Annotated in this window: 6 protein-coding genes; 1 reads left to right on the top strand and 5 read right to left on the bottom strand. The window is 43.1% G+C overall.

What is annotated here, in order from left to right:
• Positions 1–1,010: 1,010 nt before the first annotated feature.
• The 5 genes from BN35_RS02340 to BN35_RS02320 form a co-directional block, all read right to left on the bottom strand.
• The gene (locus tag BN35_RS02340; protein ID WP_025072448.1) at positions 1,011–1,673 is read right to left on the bottom strand and encodes an FKBP-type peptidyl-prolyl cis-trans isomerase; all 663 of its coding nucleotides are present in this window, start codon (positions 1,671–1,673) and stop codon (positions 1,011–1,013) included.
• 10 nt (positions 1,674–1,683) lie between these two features.
• Complete coding sequence (locus BN35_RS02335; RefSeq protein ID WP_025072449.1) at positions 1,684–3,228, bottom strand: glycine--tRNA ligase; 1,545 nt, start codon at positions 3,226–3,228, stop codon at positions 1,684–1,686.
• Positions 3,229–3,478: 250 nt separating this feature from the next.
• Positions 3,479–5,242 (bottom strand): RagB/SusD family nutrient uptake outer membrane protein, encoded by a 1,764-nt coding sequence (locus BN35_RS02330; RefSeq protein ID WP_028901144.1) that lies wholly within the window; start codon positions 5,240–5,242, stop codon positions 3,479–3,481.
• A gap of 25 nt (positions 5,243–5,267) precedes the next feature.
• Positions 5,268–8,354: a SusC/RagA family TonB-linked outer membrane protein gene (locus BN35_RS02325; protein ID WP_025072450.1), complete on the bottom strand. Its 3,087-nt coding sequence runs from the start codon at positions 8,352–8,354 to the stop codon at positions 5,268–5,270.
• 4 nt (positions 8,355–8,358) lie between these two features.
• A complete protein-coding gene (locus BN35_RS02320) occupies positions 8,359–10,932 on the bottom strand; it encodes a zinc-dependent metalloprotease (RefSeq protein ID WP_025072451.1) in 2,574 nt (857 codons plus the stop codon).
• Positions 10,933–11,368: 436 nt separating this feature from the next.
• Between BN35_RS02320 and BN35_RS02315 the strand changes: the two genes are divergently transcribed.
• The gene (locus BN35_RS02315; RefSeq protein ID WP_025072452.1) at positions 11,369–12,127 is read left to right on the top strand and encodes a YaaA family protein; all 759 of its coding nucleotides are present in this window, start codon (positions 11,369–11,371) and stop codon (positions 12,125–12,127) included.
• Positions 12,128–12,507: the final 380 nt, after the last annotated feature.

The following is a 12,507-nucleotide window of genomic DNA, read 5'->3' as shown; positions in this document are numbered from 1 at the left end:
ATTCACATACCATAGCAGCCTTAAAGCATGCAAATTCTAAGCTTATCTCAATGCTTTAATCGACGAAAAAGCGCAAAAATGAGAATAAAAAGAAAAGATATAAGCGTAACATCTTCAACAGCAACAAATTATGAACATCGCTCATTTCTCGCGTATTTGCGACCCACTTTGCCGTTGGTTGTTTTCACGCGAGTTTTGAGAGGCTCTTTGTAAAGTATTTTCTGATTTTTTTATCCTTCCATGCAGCGTTCCACCAAAATGAAATACACGATATTATCGGTACTGTTTTTGATGTGCGGACCATTATTAAATAAAAGACTCGCTATAACAAAAAAGCGACTCACTTTGTCTGTGAAATCGCTGTTGATATTCTATTTAATCATGAAGTTTCTCAAAAAATGGGGGAATCTTCTTCGAACTGTTTGTCCCACCCCCAGCATAGCCAGTGCAGCAATGCTGCAACTTGGCTTTTCATCTTGTCCTAAACAATCTTTTTCCTGTCTTTACTCCTTCTCTATGGAGCCTACCGCTATTGAAGATTTTTCCTTACTAACAATCCTAAATTTTACCTCTAAACCATCTACCTATTGGTTATCCTTTATCTTCTACCTTGAACTAATATCCTCTTTTTACCTAATGACTAATACCTTTGTTACCCTTACTGTCTTTTCACCTTATCTAATACCTGACGATACCTGAATATTCGCTTTTACCTTAAAAACTAATAACCTAAATATATCTCTCAAATAATATCTTTAATCGTATTCAATGGATGCCTCTCGGCATCTCCTTTTTGTCTTATTGACGTTGCAAAGATACGACTGTTTCCGCACACAACAAAGAAAAATAGGACAAAAGGCGATGAAAGACATTGATTCTTGACCTAAATCAACAAAACCGAGTTAAACATATCCACCCCGACCGTACGCTGTACAAAGTTGCCAAGAAAAAGAAAGCGAACAGTTTAAACATAAAACTGCTCGCTCTAATATCATTTTCAACGGTGCAAATTACCGCTCTATCCACTTTCCTGTGGATGCGCTGGCTCGAACTGTAGGAGCCTCTGCACGATAAAAGCCTGCTAACCCGATATCAAAAATAAGGGTTGAATAAGCTGGAATAGTGCCATTCGATTGCTCTTTGTTACCATACCCTAACTGATGTGGTATATATACTTCCCAGCGATCTCCAATCGTCATGTGCATCAATGCGGTGGTAAAGCCATCTACCAAACCATTCACTGCAAACTTTGCAGGACGCATTGTCTGTGGATTGTACTTACCATTATAACTGCGGTCAAAGACATAACCTCCTGTATAAGTAGCAGATGGGATTAAACGTCCACGATAATTCACCTTAACCGAATCGGTGTACAGAGGACTTCCTGATGTGCTGTTCCCTGCATTCAATATATGTACAATGATATAATCTCCCAAGTTCGCATGAAAATGTTGGTTATCTTCTGGCAATGACCACTTACGGATAATCTTCCAACTTTGGTCTCCCTTGGCAATACGCTGCTGTGTTGAGGCATACAACTGGTTAAAATAGGTCTCATTCTTATTTTGCCAATCGGCAAATTCTTCTACCTCACCATCATTTTCGCTACATGCCACCATGATTCCCATTCCCAATAAGAGCATCATGAGATATAACAACTTGTTTCTTTTCATATCTAATATCTTAAGCTTGTAGTTTTTTCAGCAAGCTAACAATGCTTACTTTATCTTCAATATGCGCACAAAGCTCACTAATGTCAATGCGCTCTTGCTGCATTGTGTCACGATGGCGCAAAGTTACCTTGTTATCTTTCAACGTATCGAAGTCGACAGTGACGCAATAAGGTGTTCCCACTGCATCCTGACGGCGATAACGCTTACCGATGGAATCTTTCTCGTCATAACTGGTATTGAAGTGGAATTTGAGTAAATTAACTATCTCGCGAGCTTTTTCTGGCAATCCTTCTTTACGCACCAAAGGCATCACCGCACACTTTACAGGAGCCAAAGCGGCAGGCAGACGTAGCACAATACGCTTGTCGCCTCCTTCCAACTCCTCTTCTTGATAGCTGTGACACATCACAGAAAGGAACATTCTATCTACACCAATGGAAGTCTCAATGACATAAGGTACATAACTCTCGTTGGTTTCAGGGTCAAAATATTTGATGCTCTTTCCACTAAATTTCTCATGTTGAGAAAGGTCAAAGTTGGTACGTGAGTGCACACCTTCTACCTCCTTAAAGCCAAATGGCATCTTAAATTCAATATCGGTGGCAGCATTGGCATAGTGAGCCAACTTCTCGTGATCATGGAAACGATAGTTTTCCGCACCAAAGCCTAAAGCTTGATGCCATGCCATACGCAGCTCCTTCCATCGCTTAAACCACTCCAGTTCTGTGCCGGGTTTCACGAAGAACTGCATTTCCATTTGTTCAAACTCACGCATGCGGAAGATGAACTGACGTGCCACAATCTCGTTGCGAAATGCTTTACCTATCTGAGCAATACCAAAGGGCAACTTCATTCTACCCGTTTTTTGCACATTAAGATAATTCACGAAAATCCCTTGTGCCGTTTCTGGACGCAAATAAATCTTGTTCGTGGCATCCGATAGCGACCCCATCTCGGTTGAAAACATCAGGTTAAACTGTCGTACCTCGGTCCAGTTTTTGGTTCCACTAATAGGGTCGACGATTTCCTCGTCCACTATAATTTGTTTCAATTCATCCAAATCAGGTCCCTGCATCGCCGCCGTATAACGCTCATGTAAAGCATCGCGCTTGGCTTGATAATCCAAAACACGTTTGTTGGTTGCCTTAAACTGCGCCTCATCAAAAGCATCACCAAACCGTTTGGCAGCCTTTGCCACCTCTTTGGCTATCTTTTCTTCATATTTGGCGATTTGGTCTTCTATCAAAACGTCAGCACGATAGCGCTTCTTAGAGTCACGATTATCTATCAAAGGGTCGTTAAACGCATCTATATGTCCACTGGCTTTCCAGATAGTTGGGTGCATAAAGATAGCCGAATCAATGCCCACGATGTTATCGTGCAGCAGAACCATGCTTTTCCACCAATATTCTTTGATATTTTTTTTCAGTTCAACGCCATTCTGACCGTAATCATAAACGGCTGCCAATCCATCGTATATATCGCTACTGGGGAATACAAAACCATATTCCTTGCAGTGGCTCACAATCTTTTTGAAAACATCTTCTTGTGCCATTTCTTATATCCTATGAGTATATTTTATCGGACAAAGATACGCAATATTTTTGAGTACTTGGCTATCTCGGCTTAAATTCTTTAGATTTTTGCAACGGAGCTTCAATTAAAAAGGACTTTGTTCGTTTACAAAGACTACTTTATAGCGCAGCCGTGACAAAACTGCATCAACCAAAAAACATCCGCGACACCCTTATGAAAGAGCGCCGCGGACGTATAAATAATTCAAGAGCATGCTATAACGAGAAATACTATTTTATCTCGTGCCATCCCTCATTTTGTTCTATCCCATGATACCGCACCTCCGACCAAGGTATGGGATAGTAATATTGGTTAGCCCTAAATACCCGTTCGGCAGCCTGGCTCTTCAGGTCGCTGACTGTATAGGTCGTTGTACCATCTGCCAACTTGACAATCTTCATGCCCTGCAAGGGGTTGGTGGAACCGTTCAATTTATCGAACGCTGTTCCCAATCGAAGATAATCCCAATATATAGACTCCTCGAAAGCTAACTCCACACGACGCTCATGAAGTATCTGCTCAAGCGTAATGGAGGGCAAAGCGTCCATGTGTACTCTCTGTCTAACCTCGTTAATAGCCTCCAAAGCCTTGGCAGGATTGCCCACACGGAACTGAGCCTCTGCATAATCGAGCAGCGCCTCAGCGTATCTCCAAATGATATAATGCTGTTTGCTGCCATATTTGCTATCACCGAAAAGCTCTGTTTTGGGGTCAAGAAACTTACGCATGTAATATCCTGTGCGTGTTACAGCAGCGTTACGACTGGTACCGTATTTCGTAAGGTCGGCGCCAGGCACCTCCTTTCCCTTGTCCACAGCATAATGTATCTCAAACTCATGTTTGTTATACGTTGAGCCATCATAAGTAATATTGGCGTAAAAACGATAATCACGGTTTGCGTACGGATGTTGTGCATCATAGGTCTTGCCATCTCGCATACCATATTCATCCACGTGATTCTGGGTGGGAACATAGGCACAACTGGTTCCAGCAAAGAATGGTGAGGCAGCGTCTTCGTCGAGACGGTGTCCGAAATCATCTACAATACCGTCAGCACTGTGTTGAATCTCGTAGATAGACTCCGAACTGTTGTGAAGTCGGAAAAGTGAATTGTAGCTCTCGGCTATCTCACTTTCGGTATTGCCTGTAACTGGCACTAATGAGTAGCATCCCAAACGCATCAATTCTTCATAGGCATTAACGGCTTTTTGCATCATCTCTTTGGAACGATCAGACTTGAAGCCGTAGATGGTTTTGCCCTTGTTTTGGAAAGCTGGCGACCCCACCCAGAAGTACGCTTTGGCTTTGAGCATGATAGCTGCACCCTTTGTTACACGTCCCACATTCTCTGGTTCGTTTCTCACGGCGAGCAGATTGGCAGCCTTGTCCGCCTCCGAAGCGATATAAGCCACCATCTCCTCATATGAGGAACGCGGGAATTTGCGTTGGTCATTCAACGGGTCGTACAATTCTTGAATAAGCATTGGTGCACCAAAACGACGGAGGAGTTGATAGTAATACCATCCCCTAAAGAAGTGAGCCTCACCCAAAACACGATTTTTATGTGGTCCATCGGCTATTTCGTTTGCATTGGCTAACAGCCTATTGATGTGCTGTATCATTTCATAGTCCTTGCCCCACTCATTTAAGCCCGCAGTATTGATAGCTTCTTCTTCGCCAGCAACTTCCTCAGCGAAAATAGTACGGCTCCATTCTGTACGAGAGTAGGTGATTTGGTCGGTAAACCATCCTGTGTACGGTTTTGACATATAGCGCAAGAACCAACTTGTGGACATCATTGTGCTGAAGCCGTTGGAGATGTTGTGATACCATACTAAACTGTACTCGTCCAAAAGGTTGGGGCTTGCCCAAATACTCGGCTCCGCAAGTTTATCAACAGGCGCATCGTTAAATAGGTCGTCACAACCTGTTGTCACAAAAGTAAGCGACAAAGAGGCAAAGCCAGTCAATATATATTTACTAATTCTGTTCATAATCATAAGTTTATGTATTCCTTGTTTAGAAACCAATATTCGCATTGATACCATAAGTGCGCTGGATAGGATATCCTCGCATCGATTCTGGATCCATGTACTTGAGTTTGCTCCATGTATAAAGGTTGCCACCCATCAATGATATACTAAGCGATGATAGTTTGAGTTTGCTCAACACAGAAGAAGGAAGCGAGTAGCCGACACTGACAGATTTTAAGCGTACAAAGCTGTTGTCTCGCACCCAGAACGATGACTTCTTACGGTTATTGTCTCTTGCCGTTGCCAACTTGACGCGTGGGAACGAGGCGTTGGGGTTATCGGGAGTCCAACAATCTGTGAGGTGGTAATCTTGGAACTTGGGCAAGCTACCATTTTCTAATGAGTACATCTCGCTTACATATTGCTTGAAGCCTGCCACTCCTTGGAACATGACACTCACGAAGAACCCTTTGTAGCTCGCACCCAAACGTAAACTTCCAGTGAAATCAGGATATTGTGAATCTCTGAAAGGTTTCAAGTCTTTGTCATCCAAAACGCCATCATCATTCTGATCCTTGTATTTAATATCACCAGGCTTTATCGTTTTGTTTTTGCCTTTGTACGTTCCGTCTTGGTTGAGTTTCCAATTATCGATCTCTTCTTGCGTTTGGAACAAACCTAACGACTCGTACATCCATGTGGTTCCAGTACTTTGCCCTTTTCTTCGCATGTTCTCCAATTGATTGGATTCATCTCCCCAGTCTATCACCTCGTCACGTCCTAATGATAACGTGAGTGCAGCGTCATACCTAAACTTGTTGATACTGTTTCTGTGCGTGAACGTTAAATCCCATCCCCAAGCCTTCAGTTTGCCAAAATTCATCAATGGCACACTACCATTGGTACCTGTAGAGGCTGGGTACAGATAGTCGGGAGCAGGTGTCAGCATATCCGTGCGGTAGCGAACGTAATATTCGTAAGTAAGCCCAAACCTGTTATCCCCAAACCCAAGGTCTATGCCAACATTGTAATCACGGTTCTTTTCCCATGACAAGCGTGTATTGGGATAGTTTCCTGTGGCCACGATAACTGCGGGTTTGAACACGCCGCCAACATTGTAGCCATAAGCGGGCGAATAAATGTATTTAAGCAAGTATGAGTAATCTTGCACACTTCCATCACGCCCTAACAAGCCAGTAGACAAGCGAAACTTAACATTGCTCAACACTTTCTGTCTCCAACTCTTGAAAAACTCTTCATTAGAGAGAATCCATGATGCAGATACCGTTGGGAAAAACGCCCAACGATGATCGGGGTGGAACTTTGCAGATCCGTCCATACGGAAGCTGAACTCAGCGAAATATCTATTAGAGAATCCGTAAGTGGCACGTCCAATCAACGATGCGCGCTGTACTTCGCTGTCTACTCCATGTAACGTTCCCGTATTGGTTGAACCAAGAACCTCGGGATATAAACCTGGCAAATCGTGGTTGGTTCCATCCATAGATTTGCGCTTATAAGATTGGTAGTTAGCCACTAACAATCCTGTAACATGATGTTTGCCACCAAACGTGCGGTCGTAATTGGCGCCAAACTCTATCAAGGCGTTATCAACAAACTGGGTCCCCTGATATACACTTACTTTAGCTTTAGGATAAATAGTGGTCTTGTCTACCGTTATCTCCTTGTTTTTTTCGTTGTATAGATACAGCGTCACGGGATTGTTATAGTTCTTGTTTAACGAGCTATTATTATCAACGGTTACCCTTCCGTAAACCGACAGTCCCTTAACCCAAGGCAATTCCCACTTCAGATTAGCCGTAACGGTGTTCATCTTGGTTGTCATTTGTTTATAACCTCCTAATCCGCGCACCGATATCAAAGGGTTGGCATGACCGATACTTGCCAAGTCGCCATTATCGTAGACAAACGGTTGAGTCGGGGCATAACTGTATGCTGCGTCGATAGTGGTGTAGCTTGTGTTCTTATATTCTGATCGAACGCCACTCATGTCAAGCGATAGTGTCAATCCTTTGGCTAACGTGGCATCGAGTTTTGCGGCGTAATTAAAACGATCGCGCCCTACGCCACTATACAATCCCACCGTATTGGTATAGGCACCAGAAATGTAATACCTTACAAACTTGTTACCGCCAGAGAGAGATACAGCGTTCGTGGTGGACGTTCCGTGCGATTTCAAATAGTCGAGCAAATTGGTATCAGCATACTTATTGGGCATGGATTGTGTCCTAATTAGCTCCAATTCTTCCTCTGTATAAGGCTGAGCGTTTCTTGCGCCCTCCACTGCCTTGTTATAGAGCTTAGCAAATTCGTAGCTCTTTAGGAAATGAGGGAATTGTGTAGCTTCCTGGATATTAAACTGACCACGATAGTTCACACGTATTTTAGAGTCGCCAGAAGCGCGTTTTGTTTTAACGAGTATAACGCCATTGGCGGCACGCACACCATAAACGGCAGCGGCAGCAGCGTCCTTGAGGATGGAAATACTCTCTATATCATCAGGATTAAGGTCAGACAGGCGCTGTTCCCCCTCTGTGGTGTTCTCCGAAAAACGAGGAATACCATCTATGACCAACAATGGCGAACTGACCGCTCCCGACATAGCACGAATACGAATGGTAGCTTCTCGAGCCGCACCTGGGTCGCCAGAGAGTGACATTACTTGCAAACCAGCCACCTGACCATTCAAAGCTTGGTCGAGGTTGGGGGTGGGCATGCGCAGTAGGTCTTCGCCCTTCACCGTCTCGATAGAGCTGGTCAGAGCTGACTTTTTCTGTGTTCCGTAACCCACCACGACGAGCTCATCCAAGTTTTGAGCGTCTTCCTTCATCTTGATGTTTAAGAGTTTGCCAAGAATGGCTTGCACTATCATCTCTTTATAACCTAAATAAGACACGACAAGGTTGTTCTTTCCCTTGGGCATCACAATCTTGAAATTGCCGTCCTTATCAGTAATCACACCTGTTTTTTCTCCTTGTGCTTTCACCGCTGCTCCTATGATAGGAGTGCCTGAGGAGTCAACAACTTTCCCTGATACGGTGATGTCTTGTGCCAATACAGGCATAAAACACACAACCGACAACAGCAATGTTAACAAAAAGAATTTTCTCATAGCCTTACTTTTTTAACAGTTTATCTATTTGCAAAATTTGATATTCATAATAATTGCGCGTCTTCGCATCTCCAGTCGCTCTTTTCTGCTTGTAGAGAGCTACCACTTTTTTCAGCTGACTAAGCATAAGTGGCTCCAGCAAGTTGGGCGACAAGGCTGGTAAACCGTAGTTAATGCGCATGAAAGAATATTCTGCTTCTGTGTGGCTGCATGGCAGAGAGGGCAGGCAAATGTTGTCATCCGTCAACTTATCTTGGAGCAATGACAGTCCTTTCTTTTTAGAAGCGTCGCTGTCCAATCCAGCACTCTTCTTGAAAAGTGAGATAATGGAAGCCTGCAAATTAATGTCCGATTCAGAAAGAGCCTTACCCTTCAATGTGTTTTGAAATATCTCATTGAAAGCGTCGTTCATATATTGCCCGAGACTATAATTCTTGTTCGGATTAACTTTATAACCCTCACTTACCCTGAACAAAGTGGTAGCTCCATAGATACCACCAGCCAACGATTTTTGCAGCTTCATATTTACAGTGGAAGGCAAATCCAATTTCACTAACAACGACTGCGGAGACAACCACGAGTTATATGTGAGTGCTTGATTCACCAGCCACTTCATAGCCTTGCGTTGTGTAACCTTGTCCACATAGGTCTTGGCACCTTTTTGGTTGTCGCCTTGTCTAATCTCATGGAAACAAACACCACCCAAATATGGTATGACATGATGAAGATGTCTTGAGTATTGAGACACCACCTCTTTATACATTGCAGTCACGTCATCATAGCTCTTACCCTTCTCAAAGGTCCATTTCTCAAGGTTTTTCACGATAATCTTTAAGTTGCTGATGGCATAATTACCAGCCTTGATATGGTCATTACCCAAGTCTTCCGACTGTGCAGTAGGGTCGACAGTTCCCATAAATTGCTGAGCGCCAAACTCAAACATAGGATTTCCCTTCTTCGCATTTATCCAAGCATCTAATGTTTTCTTCTCCGCCTCTGGTGTGTCAGCGTCTTTAATCAATCGATACCCCCAGTTGATGGCATAAATATCAGCCACACCCAATACGGGTGGTGTAAGTTTTACACCACGCTCCAAGTCTCCAGGCTGAGCAACGAAGTTGTTACGAGCATAGTCCATGATACTTGGCGTAGTACCGTATTTTTGTGTGAACGAGGGGCTGCGCAATGAGTCCACAGGAAATGCGTAACTCGCACCCATGTTATGCATTAGGCCAAGGGTGTGTCCCACTTCGTGGGCGGCAACGTAACGCATGGACTCTTGCATGAGTTCGTCATCAAAAACAGCCTTATGTGTGCGTGCGTCAACGGCGGCTGTTTGGACAAATCGCCAATCGTGCAACAACGACACCACATTGTGATACCATATCACATCGGCGGTCAATATCTCTCCCGTGCGTGGGTCAACATAGCTCGGACCCATCGCATTGGCAATGTCGGTAACAGCATATTTCACGCAATTGTAGCGCATGTCATCGGGGTCGAAGTTGGGATCATCCTTAGGATAGTCTAAGGCCTTTACCACATTCTTGAAGCCCGCAGCCTCAAAAGCTTTGTTCCAATCCTCAATACCTTGTCGAACAGTGGCGCGCCATTTTTCGGGGAAAGCCGTATCCACATAGTAAACAATTTGTTGTTTGGGTTCAACAAGTTCACCGTTATAATATTTTTCCCATTCCCCATCCTTGGGTTCCAACCGCCACCTATTAATATAGGTCTTTGTCTCTATGTTGTCTTTGTTCGAAGAATAAATGTTCTTTTCTGTGTCAAAGAAACCTACGCGTTTGTCTTTTAGACGCATACGCATGGGCTTATCAGGTGCCAAGAACAGTGAGCGGTGCATCTCCACTGTGTATGGCATGTCCTTGTCTGTCAAGTTGTAAGACAGCACACTCTTAATCTCCACATTTTTAGGAAAAGCTTTCACTTCGGTGATACCCGACGCATCAGAGACGAAAGTTCCTTTCAGCGATTTTTTTCCACCAAGAAGAATAGACAGAGGGTTGTCCTTCTTTATCGGACTAATACATTTTTCATTACCACCAAAGAAACTCGTTACCTCAATGAGCACGTTTTTGTCCTTTCGTCCAACTATCTTGAATGCCTTTAAGACGGGATCAGCAAAGTTAGAACGAAATGCCACAGCTATCGGATCGTCTTTGGCCACCACATTATCGTTTTGCACCAAGTGCATGTACACACGCGTGCTGTCCTTGGTGAAACGCAGCAACATGGGGTACGTAACCATCTGTCCAGCCACATAGTCGCTGGTGTTGCTGGTCTTTGAAATACGATTGGACAATATATAGAAGTGCGAGAACACCGAATCCGGCATTTCAAAATACAACTTCCCATCTTTTTTCTGATAGGTGTTGAACATTCCTTTGCACACTTTGGCGTCCTTGATAGCTTTGTTATAATCCTCTATCCCACCCGCTTCCTTGGGTTTATCGGCCAACACCTTTAGTGCATCAGTCTTCTTCTTGTCTTTTTTCTTGGCAAGTGTAGGATTGGGGAACATCATTCCCATCAAAAAAAGAATCATCAAAAATTTCCTCATAGTAGCATTTTATAATTATGAATATTGTTTACAGTTCTTAAAATCGCCGCTCTTCATCAATTCCCTAAACACGGTGTCTTAACTCGTCCAACATAGAGAGTGCGATTCATGAATATGGCGATTTCTTTTCTATAATTTTGCAAATATATACATTTTTAGCCTACTCTTTATATTTATTTTCAAAATTTGTAACGAAAACTATCATTTTAACATATAAGCAGATGCTTATTTCTGCGACAAACTCTTTGCTCAAGCAAAAATTATTTGCTACATGAATAGAAGTCGCCCCTGCACATACGTCAACTTTCATAGCGCATTGCAAGTTGGTAACTGCTGAAGTAAAACCATCATCATATAAAAATGGTCGTGAAATTTTGCATTTGTTTTCCCTAAATTATCCGATACTTTTCGTACTTTTGTTGCCAAAACTATCAAGATGCAAATACTACTCTCTTGCGCAAAGGACATGGCTGATGCTGCGCCAGACTTGGCTCTACCAAGCACGCTGCCGCAGTTTCAACACGAAGCTGAGCAAACGTCGGTGTACTTGATGAAATATAGCACCACTGAATTGTCGGAGATGTTGCAAATCAATCCCCAATTGGCTTCACTCAACAAGCTACGTTATACGCATTTTTTAGAGCCTTCGCCCACTCTACCCGCTATTCTTGCTTACAACGGAATCGTATATAAAAGGTTGGATGCTGCATCAATGTCGGTTCAGCAACTTCAATATGCCGACCAGCATTTGTGGCTCACTTCGTTTCTCTATGGACTACTACGCCCACTCAACGGCATTAAGAACTATCGATTAGAGGGATGCGTTCAGCTCCCCGAATACGACAACCAAACGATGTTTGATTTTTGGAAACCACGCCTCACACAACTCCTCATTGATGCCGTTCGTGCTGACGATGGTATGCTGCTGAATTTGGCGAGTGCGGAAATGAAGAAAATGTTTGATTGGAAGCGCATCAAGAAATCGGTTCGCATCATAGAACCTGCCTTCAAAGTGCGAAAAAATGGAAAGCTGAAGACCATTGTAGTGTACACTAAAATGTGCCGTGGCGGTTTAGCACGCCATGCTATTATACATCATGCCCACACTGTCGATGCCCTCAAAACCTTTGAATACGAAGGATTTGTGTATAATGAGCAAGAGAGCAAGGGCGATGAGCTGGTATTTGTTCTCTAATCGTTTGACTAAATTGCACTATGTGAACATCTTTTTGTTGCATTAAAAATGATTTTTATCTTACACTAAGGTACATAAAAACACGCCTGTCTTGTCCGAAAATTTCAAAATTTTCAAGTTGAAAAATAGAGAAAAAACAGAGGTGGAAATGGCATAAAATCTCCATTTTAAGCGCTGAAAATACTTGAAGCATTGAGATAACACTCCTATATATCGCAGATAAGAGCCTTAGAGTATGTAGATTGGGCGGTTAACTACATGCTTCAACGCCATTATAACATTGCTTCAACAAACAAAAGGAGATGCTATTTTTAGTAAAGTCACAGATTATCAGCCAACTATAAAACTCGCATATTTCCAACCAAAGAGACACTTGGTTG

The sequence above is a fragment of the Hoylesella timonensis 4401737 = DSM 22865 = JCM 15640 genome, from assembly GCF_000455445.1.
Lineage (GTDB): Bacteria > Bacteroidota > Bacteroidia > Bacteroidales > Bacteroidaceae > Prevotella > Prevotella timonensis.
The sequence above is the reverse complement of the archived record's forward strand: the minus strand, read 5'-3'. Positions and strand labels throughout refer to the sequence as shown.

What these genes read in the sequence shown, in the direction of transcription:
- BN35_RS02340 (WP_025072448.1), bottom strand. Translation starts at nt 1,673, where the DNA reads ATGAAAAGAAACAAGTTGTTATATCTCATGATGCTCTTATTGGGAATG.
- BN35_RS02335 (WP_025072449.1), bottom strand. Translation starts at nt 3,228, where the DNA reads ATGGCACAAGAAGATGTTTTCAAAAAGATTGTGAGCCACTGCAAGGAA.
- BN35_RS02330 (WP_028901144.1), bottom strand. Translation starts at nt 5,242, where the DNA reads ATGAACAGAATTAGTAAATATATATTGACTGGCTTTGCCTCTTTGTCG.
- BN35_RS02325 (WP_025072450.1), bottom strand. Translation starts at nt 8,354, where the DNA reads ATGAGAAAATTCTTTTTGTTAACATTGCTGTTGTCGGTTGTGTGTTTT.
- BN35_RS02320 (WP_025072451.1), bottom strand. Translation starts at nt 10,932, where the DNA reads ATGAGGAAATTTTTGATGATTCTTTTTTTGATGGGAATGATGTTCCCC.
- BN35_RS02315 (WP_025072452.1), top strand. Translation starts at nt 11,369, where the DNA reads ATGCAAATACTACTCTCTTGCGCAAAGGACATGGCTGATGCTGCGCCA.